Source organism: Shewanella cyperi (assembly GCF_017354985.1).
Lineage (GTDB): Bacteria > Pseudomonadota > Gammaproteobacteria > Enterobacterales > Shewanellaceae > Shewanella > Shewanella cyperi.
Map to the genome: position 1 here is coordinate 3109534 of NZ_CP071501.1, position 15923 is coordinate 3125456.

Below are 15923 nucleotides of genomic sequence, written 5' to 3' on the forward strand. Positions count from 1 at the left end.
ACCAATAAAAGTGTCACTCAGTGCAGCATGCCCGGCTGTGACTGCGCATGCAGATGCACGACCTTCTGATGTGCATCGAGCCAGCGCATAATCTCCTGGCAAGGCTTGGGACGACAGATAAGAAAACCCTGAATAATGATGTTGGGGTATTGCTCCAGATAGGCATAGTCGCGGGGATCTTCCACCCCTTCGGCCACCACAGCTACGCCAAGACGCGCACCAATCTCCACCAAGGACTTGAGAATGGTTTGGGCCAGGGCATCCATGTGAATGCCGCGCACCAGACTCATATCCAGCTTGAGTTCACTGATGGGCAAGCGGCACAGTTGGGTCAGGTTGGTATAGCCGGTACCGAAATCATCTATGGCTACCCCTACGCTGTGCAGCCTGAGACGGCTGATACTGGCGTGTTGGCTGTGCTGATCCAGCGCCTGGTTTTCGGTGATCTCAACCGTCAAACGGCTGATATCCAGCTCATAGGCATCACAGTATTCCAGCAGCTTGGCCGGCCAACCGTTGCTGGCCAATTGCTTGGGTGTGAGATTGATGGACAGACGACTGTGCTGGCATTCGGGATGCCGTCCAATCTCCAACCATTCGCGCATCGCGCAGTTGATCAACTTTTCGCTGATGGCATTGAGCAAGCCATGCTGCTCGGCCATATCGATAAAAGCATCCGGCCCCACCAGTTGCAAATGGTCACCGTCCTGCAACCGGCACAGCACTTCAAAACCTTCGATACGTCCCTTGGAATCCACCTGGGCCTGATAATAGGGCACCACCTTGTCATCCTGGATGGCCTGACGAATTTGCTCTGCCGACAACCTGGATGTAGGCCTGCCCAGATCCGGCGCCATCATCATCAGGCGTTCGATACAGATCTGCAATTGTGTCTGGCACACGGGTTTGGTCAGCGCCCCCAGCAGGCGCAGGCGGGAATTAATCACCACCTGGGAGGCGGCTTCTATGATGCGACTCTCCATGCCGGAAGCTATAATGACACCGCCGCGAAAACCGATGCGGCTCAGGCGCGACAGCAGCTCTATGCCATCCATGCCCGGCATGTGCAGATCCACCACCAGAATATGATAATGATCCCGGTATTTGGTCAGCAGCCGCAACGCCGCCAGACCATCACGGCAATATTCCACCTGGTCAACGTCCAGTTCGGAAAAATAACGGCTGAGGAGTTGGCAGGTACTCAGGGAGTCATCGATGATAAGCACGTTCAGCGTCATATTGCATCTCCTTTGCCATTCAGGTCACACAGTGCTGTGGTACCGGTACATCCCTGAATTCATGCTGTATAGGCTTGGTAATTAAGCCTAGTTCAGCAAAGGATCAAGTCAAACCAGAGCAAGCAAAAAGCCCAATCATGCTTTAATGCATATCCGCGGTATTTTTTCGGGAACTGGCGGAAAAATCTGCTATACTCCGCGCCCGCTTTAAGGCAAACGACCGCTGTCGTCTGCCGGCGACGAGAGTGTTAAGCCAATGCCAGGAAATATCATGAGATTTGAATCCTTCAGTTTTGCCCCCGAGATTTTGCGCGCCATCGCAGACTGTGGTTACCAGACCATGACCCCAATCCAGCGCCAGGCCATACCTCCCGTGCGCCGCGGTCAGGACGTGCTCGCCAGCGCCCAGACAGGTACGGGTAAAACCGCAGCCTTTGCATTGCCGATACTGCAGCGCCTGTTGGACAATCCCAAGCCGTTGGAACCCACCAAGAGCCGGGCACTGATCATGACCCCCACCCGCGAACTGGCGGAGCAAATAGCGGTCAACCTCAATGCCTATGGCAAGTACATGAACCTGACAGTGCTGACCCTGTTTGGTGGCGGCAAGGCAGATATCCAGGCGCAAAAACTGCGCCGCGGCACCGACATCATAGTGGCGACGCCGGGACGTTTGCTAGAGCACCTACTGGCCGGCAACCTGACCCTGTCCGACATTGAAGTGCTGGTGTTTGATGAGGCCGACCGCATGCTGGACATGGGCTTCCTTAATGACATCAACAAGATACTGCAAGCGGTAAACAAGCAGCGTCAGAATCTGATGTTCTCTGCCACCTTCTCGGGTCCGGTGCGTCGCCTGGCCGATGAGATAATGAACAAGCCCAAGGTGATCAGTGCCGATCGCCAGAACACCACGGCCGTGACCGTCAGCCAGGTGGTGTATCCGGTGGAGCAGCGCCGCAAGCGCGAACTCTTGTCCGAGCTTATCGGCCGCAAGAACTGGCAGCGGGTGCTGGTGTTTTCCGCCACCCGTGAAGATGCCGACCAACTGACCGCAGAGCTGAATCTCGATGGCATCACAGCCGCCGTGGTACACAGCGAAAAGGCCCAGGGCAGCCGTCGCCGCGCGCTGCGGGAATTTATTGAAGGCAAGATCCGGGTGCTGGTGTCCACCGAAGTGGCGGCCCGCGGCCTGGATATTCCGGATCTGGAATACGTGGTCAACTATGACCTGCCCTTCCTGCCGGAAGACTATGTGCATCGCATAGGTCGCACCGGGCGTGCCGGCAAGAGCGGTGTGGCCATTTCCTTTGTCAGCCGCGAAGAAGAGCGCACCCTGTCGGACATAGAAAAGCTGATTGGCCAGAAGCTCAAACGCATCATGGTGCCCGGCTACGAGGTCAGCAACCGGGATCTGCTGCTCAAGCAGCTGCAAAAACGCCGCAGCTTTGCCAAGAAGAAAGAGCGCGATGACAACGCCGCCGCCCAAATCGTCGCGGAGAAGAGCATGGCCGGCCGCAGGGTCAAGGTTAAGGTTGGCTCCCAGGGCAACACCAAGAAAATCAAGTAAGCTACTGACCCAAACAAGCTGCCGACTCAAGCACGCTACAGACATAGAAACAGCCGCCCCCAGGGCGGCTTTTTTATTCAAGCCGCTGAGGCATCAAAGCCTGAAGATGGACAGTGCCCATGACCCTGCCTACAATGGGCGCCGTTTCCATCCCAGGCCCCGAGGCAAAGTCCAATATGCAAATCAGCTATAACCAGGCCATTTTGGCCCTCGCTCGCGACGGTCTGGCCGCACTGGCCGCCTCCAGTGCCATAGGTCCCAAGGCCACAGAGGCACAGAAAAGCCATTTCCTGTGTAATTTCATGGCCACAGCCCTCAAGGAAAAGCGTTATCCCAAGTTGATAGCCAATGAGCTGACCTTATGGGTGCGCCAGGGCCGCAGCCTGGGTGCCAATGCCGGTCTGCGCCAGTTGCTTGAAGGCATCAGCCAGCAGTACGGTCAGATTAGCGACATCAGCACAGGTCTGGGTCACAGATTGGAACAATTGCTGGCCAGGGCCAAAGAGCAGGGCTTTCTGGTTTTTACCGACACAGTTATCGACGGCAAGCTCAGGCTCGATGCCGATGGCGTGCCCAGCATAGTCATCAGCCATGATGCTTACTGTAGCCAGCTCAAGGACGGCGAACTTCTGGGCCCGCTGACCCTCTATGTTCGCGCCGATGAAGGGCTTTTGGCACAAATGGCCCTGGACTGTGGTCTGTTGCTGAGCGCAGGGGATAAAAAGGCCTCCCTTATAAAACACCATAAGAGCTACCGTCTTTTTCCACGAAATCAGTTACCTTGTCTGGCACTGCTGACAAAGTAACCAAAATTGGTTACTGTGTTGCCCAGGGAACGTTGTGGAGTGCAACATGAGGAAAAACAGGATCTTTTCACTGCTGACGGCGCTGTTTCTTGTTGCCGGCCCACCGCCGGTCATGGCCGAGCCTGGAGGGAAAACATCACCCCAAGTCAGGCTCAAATACAACGTCAGCGGCTCAAGCAATTGGTATCCTTACTATATTCCCAACAGTCCGGATAGCCCCGGCATCATCAGTGAGCTGTTACCGCAAATTCTGTCCCGTGCCGGTGTCGGTGGTGAAATAGTCCCCCTGCCCCCCAAGCGCACCAACCAGGCCCTGGAAAACGGTCAGCTGGACTTCGATATCGTCAGCCCCAGCTGGTTCCCCAACGGTGACTTCGGTCCCAAGTTCGTTAAATCCAGCCCGATTATGCTGATCAAGGAAAATGTGATCACCCTGCCCGGCCATGAGCTGGATTGGCAGGACATCAGCGCCATCAAGGGCCGAGAGATAGGCACTGTCATGGGTTACTTGTACCACGACGACAAGGATTTTATCCGCGCCGATTTCCGCTCAGAGCAGGAGCTGATCAAGGCGCTGCACAAGCACAGGATCCCGGCGGCCATCAGCGGTGATTATCCGGCGCTCTACTGGTCGGCCAAGCTCAATCTGCCCATTGCCATTGCCGCAGAGCACTCCAGTGGCGATCTGGTATTCCGCCTGCGCAAGGAACATGAAGCCCTGCTGCCGGCCATAGATGCGGCGATTACCGAACTGAAAAAGGACGGCACAATCAAGACGATTATCGCCAAATACACCCAGAGATTGCAGCCCTGAGGCTGCCCCAAAAAATCCATCCCGGACTAAAAAATAAAGCGCCCAAGGGCGCTTTATCTTATTGCAATGGCGATGGCGATGGCCGTCAGTCGTTAGCGAAACAAAGCAAAATAACAAACAACAGACTTATATTTAACTCTGAACTATTTGGCGCTCGCGAGATTTTAAAATTATGGAAGCAAGATAAAATAGAGAATCCACTAAAACAAAGAAAACATAAACTTGCTAACTATATTGTCTCTAACCACTTATAGATGTAGATTATCTTCACTGCACCTGACGCAAAAAAACCCTGTTGATCAAACGATAATACCAGATAAGAGCATTGTCTTGTTTTCTTATGATGAAATGGACAAAATCACCGAACAATCTAAAAATTTTTGTAATCAAGTCGAGTTCATTGGACGTGATGACATCAAGTCCTATAGAAAGCTGATTTTTACCTTGCCAAGCAACCGAAAAAACTAGTTTTTAACAATAAGTAATAGGGAGAATTACTGATGAATACGATATTAAAGATAGCTGTTTTCATACTCGTACAATCATTTATGTGTGTAGATGTTTCATTAGCTGCTGAACTCTCTGCGCCAAAAGAAGCGGACAAAAGCGCCCTAAATTCAGCCATTCAGACCATGTGTAACAAATCAATTGTAGCAATAGGTGAAAATGCTCATGGCGATGGTCACAGCTTGATAATTAAAGCAGGACTTGTTGAGGCGCTTGTTGAAAAATGTGGCTTCAACACCGTGTTGTTTGAATCTAGCACCTATGAATTTATTCCCATTGCCAGAAAGCAACGAACTGCTGAAACCATTTCTCAAGAGCTGATCGAAAATGCGGTTGGAGGGGTGTGGAAGTTTGAAAAGGAGATGCAACCTCTTCTTCAATTTATGACAGAAAAGGTGAATGCCGGTCAACTAGAAATTGGAGGTCTGGACTATCAAGTGGGAGGACTCGGTCAGCCTTTCAGTAACGACACTTTGGCTCTTGAGCTGACAGAGGGATTACCTGCCGATAGACGCGTCTTATGCCGAGACCTTTTCAAAAACTGGGTATATAACACAGCACTTCCAAAGCAGATTGAATCTGAAGAAATGGCTCAATCAGAACGACTTAATTGCATATCACAAATGGAAAATACGTTAAAAAATATATCTGAGCCAGATCAGCAAACTAAAAAAGAGCGAATTGATATGTTCGAGAACTTTGTTGCACTGATGAAAGCAGATAACGCATCACAGCAAGTTCGGCTTGTGACCCGAGCTCGAATGATGATTGAGAATAGCTTCACTTTCATAAACAGGAAAGGCAAAAACATCAAGGTCATCATTTGGTGCCATAACGCGCATGCAGCAAAAAGCACTGAGCTTTTTGCTGATTATAATGGTGCAGACAACTTGGGAACGGCGTTAAAAAACAGGTTTGGTGAAACATTTTTTTCCCTTTCCATCACTGCACAAAAAGGCGTGTACAGATGGTCGAAAGGCATTGAGAAACCCTTACCTTCCGCCCCAAAGAATGCTTTAGAAAATTTAGCTATTAAAGGTGAGAATAATGAGTCCTATTTTATAGGAACAGATACATTACTCGAGCTCGGACCTAGACCAGCCGCCATGTTTTACCACAATTACCAAGTGGCTGATTGGAATAATTTATTTGACGGTATTCTCGTACTTAATGAAGAATTCTCACCGCACAGCACTAGACCTGGATGGTAATGTGGTCTTGATATCTTTGATGTGAAATGCACCACGAATAACATCTTGAAATATGAGATGTACTAGCTCAGACCTGATCTGACAGATACCCGATTTTGGGGTATCGTTGTCAGATTAGATTTGGGCTAAATTCTTTTCAGCCCAACACCGTTTTCCATCAATTAATGTTGCCATTGGTGTCCGACCGCAGCACATTTTCCCTGATGGGAGTGCTCATTGTTGTACAGCACCAGCCATTCGTCCAAGTCTTTTTGCAGCTCCTCCAGAGTGTCAGAGGTAGCCCCTTTAGTCTGAACATCTAATCCCATTTTATAAGTGGATCCCTGCCGTAAGTTAAGCTGCCACAGTCTCTGGCAACGAGGAAAAGTAAAACTGCTCCGGCGTTTGTCCGTCAAGTCTGGAGTGTGGACGCCACCCGTTATAAAACTCAAAGTACCTTTTCAACCCCAGCCTGGCATCTGATGTCGTATCGTATGCATGGAGGTAAACGTCCTCGTACTTGACCGAGCGCCACGGCCGTTCAACAAATACATTGTCTCGCCACGAGTCTTTGCCATCCATACTGTTCCGAATGTTGTGCTGTTTTAGCGAACCAGCACCAGTAAAAGCTTGACTGGTGAACTGACTGCCTTGGTCGGTATTCATGATCTCAGGCGGCCCGTGTTTTTCGATGGCCTCTTCCACGGCTTCCAGGCAAAAATGGACATCCATGGTGACCGATAGCTTCCAGAACAGCACACGACGGGAAAACCAGTCGCCAACAGCTGTCAGGTAAACAAATCCTCGGTCCATCGGGATGTAGGTGATATCAATTGCCCAAGCCTGGTTCAGCCGACAGATGTTCATGCCGCACAGCAGGTACGGATATACCCTGTGATCCAGATGACTTTGTGTCGCCCTGGGCTTAGGGTGCAGCGGTTCAATGCCCATTCGGTCGCCACCCGCTTGCAGCCGACTTGGTAACCTTCCAGGCGTAATAAATCTCGCTGCATTCTGGCCCCGGCAAACGGATGCTCCAGGTGCAGGCGGTCAATACGGCCCATCGGGCGCTACTCATCTGGCCGTAGTGGCTTGGGCTCATAATAGACGGCCCCTCGGCTGATAGATTACATCTGGGCTGGGTCACCTAAAGCTCATGGTTGCGGTCCCAAGTTCGTTAAATCCAGTCCGATTATGCTGATCAAGGAAAATGTGATCACCCTGCCCGGCAATGAGCAGGATTGGCAGGACATCAGCGCCATCAAGGGCCGCGAGATAGGCACTGTCATGGGCTACCTGTACCACGACGACAAGGATTTTATTCGCGCCGATTTCCGCTCAGAGCAGGAGCTGATCAAGGCGCTGCACAAGCACAGGATCCCGGCGGCCATCAGCGGTGATTATCCGGCGCTCTACTGGTCGGCCAAGCTCAATCTGCCCATTGCCATTGCCGCAGAACACTCCAGTGGCGATCTGGTATTTCGCCTGCGCAAGGAACATGAAGCCCTGCTGCCGGCCATAGATGCGGCAATTACCGAACTTAAAAAGGACGGCACCATCAAGACGATTATCGCCAAATACACCCAGAGATTGCAGCCCTGAGGCTGCCCCCAAAAATCCATCCCGGACTAAAAAATAAAGCGCCCAAGGGCGCTTTATCTTATTGCAATGGCGATGGCCGTCAGTCGTTGGCCTCATGGTGACCGTTGTAACGAATGCCGGCCTCGTTCACCATCCTTACCGCATCGGTGGTGAGCGCGTTGTTGCCGGTCAGCAGGTCCTTGAGCTCGCCCTTGTCCTTGTCCACCAGACCCAACTCCCGCAGCATGGCATCCACCAAGGGCGCATTAGCACGGTAGTTAAGGGCCGCGCTGGTCACTTGTTCGGCCATGCCGCCCTGGGCCTGAGCTTCACCGCTGCCAAGCACGCTGCCGGAACCATAACCCTGCAAAATCTTGATGCCTTCGATGTTCTCCAGCGGTTTGACCGCATTGGCGACAATTTCCGGCAGCGCCTTGAGGATGGCGAGGGATTTTTGCAGTGCGATCTGCTCGTCACGGAGCACGTTTTCGGCCTCGTACAGGGCCTGTTTACCGGCCGCTTCCACCGCATACACCTTCTCATCGGCCTCGGCCTTGAGTTTCTTGGCATCGGCGGCGGCACGGGCCTCGGTCAAAATGGCCGCAGATCTGTCTTCGGCGGCACGCTTCTCGGCTTCGGCCTCAACCGTTACGCCCACGGCCTCACGTTCGGCCTCCTTGCGGGCGTCAATCACTTCGATTTCCTTGCGACGGTTGGCCTCGGCCACCTGCCGCACGGTAATAACCGCTTCTTCCTTTTCCACCTTCAGCTTTTCGGCTTCGGCGGCGCGGGCACGGGCGGCAGACTCTTCCTCTGACTTGGCGGCAACGGCGATCTGCTTCTCCTGCTCGGACACTTCAATGTCGCGCTGCTGCTGGATCCTGGCCTGCTCAATGGCCTTGCGCTTCTCAATCTCTCGGGTCTCAATGTCCTTGGTCTTTTCGATCTCGGCCGATTCGATGGCGCGCTCCTTGGCGATTTCCGCCTCGCGCTCTTCCCTGGCCTTCTGCTCACGCTGCTTGGCGATCTCCGCCTTTTGCTCGGCACGCTTGAACTCCAGCGCCTGCTGCTGCACCAGGCGGGCCTCTTCTTCGGACTTTTTAATCTCCAAAGATTCCTTTTCCGCTTCCAGGTTACGCAGCTCTATCTTGATGCGGTTTTCCTGCTGGATATCGTTGGTTTCCTTGCGCTTCTCTTCGATGATCTTCGCCAGACGGGCGCGACCTTCGGCGTCAAACGCATTGTTCTCGTTGAAGAAGCCCAGCTCGGTCTGGTCGAAGCCGGTCAAAGACACAGACTCCAGCTCCAAACCGTTCTTTTCCAGATCGTTGGCGACGTTATTCTGCACCCGCTGCACAAAGTCGGCGCGCTGTTCGTGCATCTCGGTCATGTTCATCTCGGCGGCCACGGCCCGCAGCACGTCGACAAACTTGGATTCCATCAGCTTTTTCAGCTCTTCCACCCGGGTGGTGCGGGTACCCAGGGTCTGGGCCGCCATGGAAATGCCTTCGGCATGGGGTGCCACCCGCAGGTAAAAGTCGGCCTTCACATCGACCCGCATCCTGTCCTTGGTGATCAGCGCATCCTTCTGGGTCTTCTCCACCTCGATGCGCAGGGTATTCATATTGACCGCTATGGTCTCATGCAGCACAGGCAATACTATGGCGCCGCCATCCTTGACCACCTTCTCGCCGCCAAACCCGGTGCGCACAAAGGCGGTTTCCTTGGTGGCGCGGCGATACAGCTTGGCGAAAATGAGACCTATCACCAACAGGCCCACCACTATGATGCCGGCAATCAGCAAAACAAAGCTTGTGCCCATACCATCCACTTGAAAAGCTTCCATAAATCTCCCTATTAATGCTCGGATTGTGTTTGTTCAAAGGGGCTTGCGGCCCAGACGCGTCCCTGACGGCGCAGCAGCACCACAGAGGTGCCCTGCAAAAACTCTCCCTGCTCGTGCTCGGGCTCCACCAGCACATAGTGCTTCTGCTGGTATTTATCGTGCACCAGGGCCTCTGACGGATTGCCCTTGACCGCCCTCCCCAGGGTCACAGTGCCGACGCAACCGCACAGATCGTCGATGGATACGGCGGATGACTCGTTCTTGGGCAAGAGGCGCGCCAGCGGTTGCCCCAACAGGCGACAGCCCAGGGCGCCGCCAAACAGCGCCAAAGGCAGGGTCAGCCAGGTGGGTAACAGCACGTTGGCGGCATAGACGGAAACGAAATTGATACTCAGGCCACTAATGGCGAAGCTGCACAGGGCCAGCACCAACCAGATAAGCAGCGGCAAGCGGTTGAGGCACAGCCAGCCCACCAGGCCGGTGAAACCGCCACCGGCAACGTCGGCGGAAAAGTCATTGTCCATGGGCAGCCAATCATCCAGCACACCCATGATGCTGAGCCCGGCCACCATGGCCAAAGCCTCGATAATCCCCAACAAAACCACCATGGCAATGGCGATGGAATACGGCAGGTTGGGATCGGAAAACAGGAAGGAAAGCAAATTCAACTCCTTGAACCCTCTAAGATTCTAATTCCTTGGCACGAATCTGTATTGGCAGAGCATATCAAAGACACGGCCAAAGCCAAACGACTTTTGCCACCTGCCAGCGGGCCTCTTTTGCGCTAGAATGACCCCAAAGCAATAAAGGAGCATTCCATGTCCGCCTCTGCCTATGATGGCCTGTGCCGTCACTTCCAACAGATTGCCCACTTTGAACATTTTTCCGCTTTAGGTGACTGGGACCAGGCCACCATGATGCCTGTCGGAGGCGGCGAAACCCGCAGCGAGGCCATGGCAACACTGGCGGGCCATATTCATGCGCTGAAGACTGCGCCCTGGCTGGCTGAGGCGTTGGACAAGGCCCGGGCTGAAGCCCAAGGTGACGACGAGCGCGCCAATCTGAGGGAAATGGCCCATCAATACCGTCAGGCCACCGCAGTGCCCCAGTCTCTGGTGGAAGCCAAGACATTGGCGGGCTATCGCTGCGAAAATGCCTGGCGCGAGCAGCGCCGCGCCAACGACTGGCAGGGATTCAAACCCAAGCTGGAGGAAGTCATACGCCTGACCCGGGAAGAGGCCCAATGCCGCTCCCAGGCTCTGGGCATGACACCCTACGATACTCTGCTGGACAAGTTTGAACCCGGCGTCACCCAGGCCATGCTCGACAGCACCTTTGGTGAACTGAAGAACTGGCTGCCGGAGCTGATAGCCGAAGTGACGGATCTGCAACTGGGTCAGGCGGTGCCACAGCTCAGTGGCCACTATCCAATCCCGGCCCAGGAAGCCCTGGGGCGCGAGGTCATGACACTGCTGGGTTTTGATTTCAATCAGGGACGGCTCGATGTCAGCAATCATCCCTTCTGTGGCGGTGTGCCGGGCGATGTGCGTCTGACCACCCGCTACGACAGCAACAACTTTTCCAGCGCCCTTATGGGGGTGATCCACGAGACAGGCCATGCCCGCTATGAACAGGGATTGCCCAAGGCCTGGCGTGGCCAACCAGCGGGACTGGCCCGCTCCATGGGGCTGCACGAAAGCCAGAGCCTGTTTTTTGAGATGCAACTGGCGGGCAGTGAGGCCTTTCTCGGCCTGCTGGCACCGCTTATCAATCGTCATCTGGGCTTGCAGCTGTCCGCCGAGGGGCTGGCGCGGATCTACAGCAGGGTGAACCCCGGCCTTATCCGGGTCGATGCCGATGAGGTCACCTACCCCTGCCACATTTTGCTGCGCTATGAGGCCGAAAAGGCCATGGTAAACGGCAGCCTGGAGGTGGCCGATTTGCCCGACTTCTGGTCAACCCAGATGCAGGCGCTGCTGGGCATCAACACCGACGGCAATTACCGCGATGGCTGCATGCAGGATATCCACTGGACCCTGGGCGAACTGGGCTACTTCCCCAGCTACACCCTGGGGGCCATGGTGGCCTCCCAGCTGCGCTATGCGTTGGAAGCCGAGTTGGACTCTTCCCTCGACAGCCTGCTGGAGCAGGGTCGCCTGGCTGACGTCTTTGCCTGGCTGGAGCGCAACATCTGGTCCAGGGGCTCATTGCTGCAAACCGACGACCTTATCCAGACAGCCACAGGCAAGCCCCTCAGCGGCCGCTACCTCGAGCGCCACCTGCGCAGCCGGTATCTGGGCGAGTAACGCCCCTTTTGCTATAATGGCCGCCTTTTGCAGCAGGCGGCGTCCGGCCGCTCAGCTGCGGCTCATTACAGCATGACAAACACAGGCATGACACACGACAAGACGACACTGAGGCCGATCACAGACGCAGACTGGGATGGCATCATGGCTATCCAGGCCCAGTGCTATGGTGCCCTGGGCCCCGAGTCCCTGGAGGTGATGCAAAGCAAGTGGCACAGTTCCCCCGGCTCCTGCTTTGTGATGGAACTGCAAGGTGAACTGCTGGGCTATTGCCTGGCCCATCCCTGGCAGCAGGACGCCCCACCGCCCCTGTACCAAACACTGCCGCCCCTGGAGCGACGCGGTAAGCTGTACCTGCATGATATGGCATTTTCAGCCCACGCCCGTGGCAAAGGCCTGGGCAAACAGGCGCTGGCCAAACTGACGCAGCAGGCCCGGGCATGGCAATTGGATGCCCTGGCACTGGTGGCCGTGCTCGGCGCAGACAGTTACTGGCAAAGGCAGGGATTCAGCGCCATCCCCTGCCCCAAGCCACTGGACAGTTATGGCCCGGATGCCCTGTATATGAACCGCCCCCTGTGAGGAAACATGCAACCCACCTTTATCACCATAGGCCTGTTGTGCCTGTCGAATATCTTCATGACCTTTGCCTGGTACGGTCATCTCAAGAGTCTGGGCAGCAAACCCTGGATAGTGGCCGCCCTGGTCAGTTGGGGCATAGCCCTGTTCGAGTACCTGCTGCAGGTACCGGCCAACCGCATAGGTTATACGGTGATGAGCGTGGGCCAACTCAAGATAGTGCAAGAGGTCATCACCCTGTCACTGTTTGTGCCTTTTGCCTTTTTCTACCTAAAAGAGCCGCTCAAGCTGGATTATCTCTGGGCCGGACTCTGCATTCTCGGCGCTGTGTATTTTATTTTTCGCAGCGAAATCGGTTAACTTCACCCAAAGGAATTTCAAATGGCACGTCAGGTCGCCTACACCTTCAAAGGCCAGGCCAAGGTTATTAACTTTGCCTATGACAAGTATCACGACATGTACGAGGCTGCCGCGGCTGCCGAAGGGGTCGATCTGGCCCGCTTCCTCGCCATGGAACAGCAGGTGGCCATGACCGCCAAGGGCAAGGGCGCGCTCAAGAGCTTCCGCCTCAATGAATTTGCCCGCATGGGTTTCAGCGATATCCGCATGCTGCGGGATGATGACAACAAGGATCCACAATGATCAATCAAGAACACGCCAATTTCCCCCGCGCCGGCTTTTTCCGTCGCCTCGGTGCCGCGGTTTACGATCTGCTGTTGGCGGTGGCCGTATGGATATTGGCCGGCAGTATCAGCTTCGGCATCTTTACCCTGCTGGTGAAAACCGGCCTGATAGGCATGCAGGGTGAGCAGCATGTGGTGGATGTGCTCAATGGCAATCCAGTATATAAGGGACTGAATTTAACTTGGATCCTCTTTTGTGTTGGCCTGTTCTACGCCCTGTTCTGGAGCAAGGGTGGCCAGACCCTGGGCATGCGCGCCTGGCGCCTCAAGGTTCAGCACCCCAATGGCCAGAACCTGAGCCTGCTGACGGCCTTCGCCAGACTGTTCTGGTCCCTTGGTGGATTGGGTAATCTGTGGATCCTGATCCATGGTGACAAGTTGGCGCTGCAGGACAGAATGACCGGCTCAGAAGTGGTGGTATTGTCGGAGGCGGCAAACCAAATGCGCAACTGGCGTGGTGTCTGAGCAGACAGCGCTCATTCGCAAACCGTTTACAATAAAAAGGCCGCCCCGGGGCGGCCTTTTTATTGCCTGTCGCCTCAGCGCCTTATGTAGTAGAGCGCCAACGCGGTAAACAGCAGCGACGGGGCCATGGCGCCGACCATGGCGGGCAGGTTGAACACCAGACTCATGGGGCCGAAAATTTCATTGCTGATATAGAAACTGAAACCCGCCACCACGCCGAGCAGAATTCTGGCGCCCATGGTCACGTTGCGCAGCGGCCCAAACACAAACGACAGCGCCACCAGCATCATCACAGCCACGGTCAATGGCTGCACCAATTTGTGCCACAGTGCCAGTTCGTAGCGACTGGGATCCTGACTATTCACCCTGAGGTATTCGAGATAATCCACCAAGCCCCTAATGGACAGGGACTCGGGTTTAACCGACACCACGCTGAGCTTGTCGGGGGTCAGGGTGGACTGCCAGGGCTCTTCGTCCAGCAACTCCAGCTCCACCTTGTCTTCCTGCAGGTGGGTACGTTTGACCTGCTGCAGACGCCAGTGGTCGCCATCCCATACGGCGCTGGCGGCATGGACCACGTGAGTCAGTTTGAGCTGGTCATCAAAATCGTACAGGGTCAGGTTCCCCAACTTGTTGGTGTCTTCCAGTTCGCCGATATTGACGAACAGGTCTCCATCCTTGGCCCAAATGCCACGGTGGGATTTGATCAGCCGGCCACCGGAAATCATGCTGGCCTTGAGTTCGCTGGCGCGCTGCTCTGCCACTGGGGCCACCCATTCACCCAGCGCCATCACCAACAACATCAACGGGATGGCGGTCTTCATGGCAGAAGCGGTGATCTGCAACCGGCTCAAGCCCGAGGCCTGCATCACCACCAGCTCGGAATTCGACGCCAACATACCCATGCCTATCAGGGCGCCTATCAGCACCGCCATGGGGAAAAACATTTCAATGTCGCGGGGGATCAGGAACAGCACATAAACGCCCGCGTCCATCATGGTATAGGTACCGCGACCCACCAGGCGCAACTGATCGACCCATTTGATGATGCCCGACAGTCCGGTGAGCACCAGCAGGGTCAGGAAGGAACTGCTCAGCAATGCCCTGGCGACGTACCAGTCAAGGATCTTCATGGCGCCAGCCTCCTGCGTCTCAGGACTCCGGTCACCCGTGCCCCCAAAGGCCTTTCCTTGCCAAGCAACATCATGCCCATAAACAGCGCCGACAGGTGGATCCACCACATACCGAATACTTCGGGGATCACTTCATCCTCCAGGGCCTTGCGACCGGCCACCATAAGACCGAAATACCCCAGATACAGCAGGATTGCCGGCAGCATCTTGGCAAATTTACCCTGACGCACATTCACCCGCGCCAACGGCACAGCTATTAATGTCATCAGCGGAATCGCCAGTGGAATAGCCAAACGCCAATGCAGCTCGGCACTCACCGCGGGCCCCTGTTGCTGCATCAGATCCTTCAGCGGCAGGGCCGATAATTTGCGGCGGCGCTGATCCACTTCCTGTTCCTTGATTTGCATGCCGTAGCCGCCAAACTCAATAACCTGATATTGACGGGATACCGGGGTCCCCTGATAACGGGCGCCATCGTTCAGTCTGAGCTGCTGAGCACCACTGGCGTCTTCCACCACCCGGCCACCCTGTGCCATCACCAGGTTGGTTTGGCCGCTCTCATCGCCCTCTTCCGGCAATTGGGCCACAAACACCTTGTCCAGTTCGTTATCCTTGCCAATCTTCTCCACAAACAAAACCGCGCGGCCATTGGGACTGGTCTGAAACCGTCCCTGCACCAGTGCCGCCAGCCCGGCCTCGGACTGAGCCTTCTCCAGCACCTGATTCTGGCGCTCTTCGGCCCAGGGGGCCACATACATGGACAGGAAGCCAGTGGCCAACATATTGATTACAGCAAGCAGCAGGGTCACCCGGGTGACATACCATTCACTGATACCGACACCGTGGAAAACCACCATTTCGTTTTCGGCGTACATGCGACCATGGGCCAGCAATATCCCCAGGAACAGGCTGAGGGGCAGCACCAAAACGGCCAGATATGGCAGATTCAACCCCATAAGGGTCACAACCAGAGTGGCAGGAAATTCACCGTCGGAGGCGTCGGCCAAAACACGTACAAAGTGTTGGCTGATAAAAATAGTTAACAGCACCAAAAGTACCGCGATTTGCGCCTTTAAAACTTCACGGAACAGATATCTAAATACAATCACAGGCAGGATCCGGTATCGAAACTTATCTTTTTACTGGTGTCAGTCCAACTTTCATGTAAACTGTCTACTTTTGATAGTTTTCTGAACAGAAATTCG

14 protein-coding genes and 3 pseudogenes are annotated in these 15923 nt (G+C 54.9%); 10 read left to right on the forward strand and 7 right to left on the reverse strand.

Translation table 11 applies throughout. The features are described 5' to 3' along the window. Positions 1 to 17 precede the first annotated feature (17 nt). Positions 18 to 1238, reverse strand: a complete 1221-nt coding sequence (locus JYB84_RS13680; protein ID WP_207320590.1) for an EAL domain-containing response regulator — start codon at positions 1236 to 1238, stop codon at positions 18 to 20. A 271-nt stretch (positions 1239 to 1509) separates the two neighbouring features. Between JYB84_RS13680 and JYB84_RS13685 the strand changes: the two genes are divergently transcribed. From JYB84_RS13685 to JYB84_RS13700, 4 genes are all read left to right on the forward strand, one after another. Further along, complete coding sequence (locus tag JYB84_RS13685) at positions 1510 to 2808, forward strand: DEAD/DEAH box helicase (RefSeq protein WP_207320591.1); 1299 nt, start codon at positions 1510 to 1512, stop codon at positions 2806 to 2808. Between the two features lie 176 nt (positions 2809 to 2984). After that, positions 2985 to 3614: a DUF2913 family protein gene (locus JYB84_RS13690; RefSeq protein WP_407696038.1), complete on the forward strand. Its 630-nt coding sequence runs from the start codon at positions 2985 to 2987 to the stop codon at positions 3612 to 3614. A 112-nt stretch (positions 3615 to 3726) separates the two neighbouring features. Further along, positions 3727 to 4428, forward strand: a complete 702-nt coding sequence (locus JYB84_RS13695; protein ID WP_207323236.1) for a transporter substrate-binding domain-containing protein — start codon at positions 3727 to 3729, stop codon at positions 4426 to 4428. A gap of 500 nt (positions 4429 to 4928) precedes the next feature. After that, positions 4929 to 6146 (forward strand): erythromycin esterase family protein, encoded by a 1218-nt coding sequence (locus JYB84_RS13700; protein ID WP_207320592.1) that lies wholly within the window; start codon positions 4929 to 4931, stop codon positions 6144 to 6146. A 114-nt stretch (positions 6147 to 6260) separates the two neighbouring features. Here the strand turns inward: JYB84_RS13700 and JYB84_RS13705 are convergent. Both JYB84_RS13705 and JYB84_RS13710 read right to left on the reverse strand, forming a co-directional pair. Next, positions 6261 to 6415, reverse strand: a pseudogene (locus JYB84_RS13705) (IS481 family transposase); the annotation flags it as partial. A gap of 64 nt (positions 6416 to 6479) precedes the next feature. Continuing rightward, a pseudogene (locus JYB84_RS13710) lies at positions 6480 to 7249 on the reverse strand (IS3 family transposase); the annotation flags it as partial. A gap of 40 nt (positions 7250 to 7289) precedes the next feature. Between JYB84_RS13710 and JYB84_RS13715 the strand changes: the two are divergent. Further along, a pseudogene (locus JYB84_RS13715) lies at positions 7290 to 7727 on the forward strand (ABC transporter substrate-binding protein); the annotation flags it as partial. A gap of 79 nt (positions 7728 to 7806) precedes the next feature. On the opposite strand, the gene JYB84_RS13720 reads toward JYB84_RS13715, so the two are convergent. Next, positions 7807 to 9552, reverse strand: a complete 1746-nt coding sequence (locus JYB84_RS13720) for a flotillin family protein (protein WP_207320595.1) — start codon at positions 9550 to 9552, stop codon at positions 7807 to 7809. 11 nt (positions 9553 to 9563) lie between these two features. Beyond that, a complete protein-coding gene (locus JYB84_RS13725; RefSeq protein WP_207320596.1) occupies positions 9564 to 10214 on the reverse strand; it encodes a YqiJ family protein in 651 nt (216 codons plus the stop codon). A gap of 156 nt (positions 10215 to 10370) precedes the next feature. Here JYB84_RS13725 and JYB84_RS13730 point away from each other — a divergent pair, with 156 nt between their 5' ends. The 5 genes from JYB84_RS13730 (at position 10371) to JYB84_RS13750 (ending at position 13585) form a co-directional block, all read left to right on the forward strand. Continuing rightward, the gene (locus JYB84_RS13730) at positions 10371 to 11858 is read left to right on the forward strand and encodes a carboxypeptidase M32 (protein ID WP_207320597.1); all 1488 of its coding nucleotides are present in this window, start codon (positions 10371 to 10373) and stop codon (positions 11856 to 11858) included. Between the two features lie 72 nt (positions 11859 to 11930). Continuing rightward, entirely contained in the window at positions 11931 to 12440 is a 510-nt protein-coding gene (locus tag JYB84_RS13735; RefSeq protein ID WP_228289623.1) for a GNAT family N-acetyltransferase, read from the forward strand. 6 nt (positions 12441 to 12446) lie between these two features. Then, on the forward strand, positions 12447 to 12797 hold the full coding sequence (locus JYB84_RS13740) for a DMT family protein (RefSeq protein ID WP_207320598.1): 351 nt from the start codon (positions 12447 to 12449) through the stop codon (positions 12795 to 12797). A gap of 21 nt (positions 12798 to 12818) precedes the next feature. After that, entirely contained in the window at positions 12819 to 13079 is a 261-nt protein-coding gene (locus tag JYB84_RS13745) for a DUF2960 domain-containing protein (protein ID WP_207320599.1), read from the forward strand. Next, entirely contained in the window at positions 13076 to 13585 is a 510-nt protein-coding gene (locus JYB84_RS13750; RefSeq protein WP_207320600.1) for an RDD family protein, read from the forward strand. The genes JYB84_RS13745 and JYB84_RS13750 overlap by 4 nt, the downstream gene beginning before the upstream one ends. Positions 13586 to 13659: 74 nt before the next feature. Here JYB84_RS13750 and lptG read toward each other — a convergent pair whose 3' ends face one another. Together lptG and lptF are read right to left on the reverse strand one after the other, a co-directional pair. Beyond that, entirely contained in the window at positions 13660 to 14718 is a 1059-nt protein-coding gene (gene lptG, locus JYB84_RS13755) for an LPS export ABC transporter permease LptG (protein WP_207320601.1), read from the reverse strand. Then, positions 14715 to 15827 carry an LPS export ABC transporter permease LptF gene (gene lptF, locus JYB84_RS13760; protein ID WP_207320602.1) on the reverse strand — a complete coding sequence of 371 codons (1113 nt, stop codon included), beginning with the start codon at positions 15825 to 15827 and terminating at the stop codon, positions 14715 to 14717. The genes lptG and lptF overlap by 4 nt, the downstream gene beginning before the upstream one ends. Positions 15828 to 15923 lie beyond the last annotated feature (96 nt).

Coding starts and splice junctions, on each gene's coding strand:
- lptG (WP_207320601.1), bottom strand. CDS start 14,718: ATGAAGATCCTTGACTGGTACGTCGCCAGGGCATTGCTGAGCAGTTCC.
- JYB84_RS13700 (WP_207320592.1), top strand. CDS start 4,929: ATGAATACGATATTAAAGATAGCTGTTTTCATACTCGTACAATCATTT.
- JYB84_RS13720 (WP_207320595.1), bottom strand. CDS start 9,552: ATGGAAGCTTTTCAAGTGGATGGTATGGGCACAAGCTTTGTTTTGCTG.
- JYB84_RS13745 (WP_207320599.1), top strand. CDS start 12,819: ATGGCACGTCAGGTCGCCTACACCTTCAAAGGCCAGGCCAAGGTTATT.
- JYB84_RS13730 (WP_207320597.1), top strand. CDS start 10,371: ATGTCCGCCTCTGCCTATGATGGCCTGTGCCGTCACTTCCAACAGATT.
- JYB84_RS13750 (WP_207320600.1), top strand. CDS start 13,076: ATGATCAATCAAGAACACGCCAATTTCCCCCGCGCCGGCTTTTTCCGT.
- JYB84_RS13735 (WP_228289623.1), top strand. CDS start 11,931: ATGACAAACACAGGCATGACACACGACAAGACGACACTGAGGCCGATC.
- JYB84_RS13740 (WP_207320598.1), top strand. CDS start 12,447: ATGCAACCCACCTTTATCACCATAGGCCTGTTGTGCCTGTCGAATATC.
- JYB84_RS13690 (WP_407696038.1), top strand. CDS start 2,985: ATGCAAATCAGCTATAACCAGGCCATTTTGGCCCTCGCTCGCGACGGT.
- JYB84_RS13685 (WP_207320591.1), top strand. CDS start 1,510: ATGAGATTTGAATCCTTCAGTTTTGCCCCCGAGATTTTGCGCGCCATC.
- JYB84_RS13695 (WP_207323236.1), top strand. CDS start 3,727: ATGGCCGAGCCTGGAGGGAAAACATCACCCCAAGTCAGGCTCAAATAC.
- JYB84_RS13680 (WP_207320590.1), bottom strand. CDS start 1,238: ATGACGCTGAACGTGCTTATCATCGATGACTCCCTGAGTACCTGCCAA.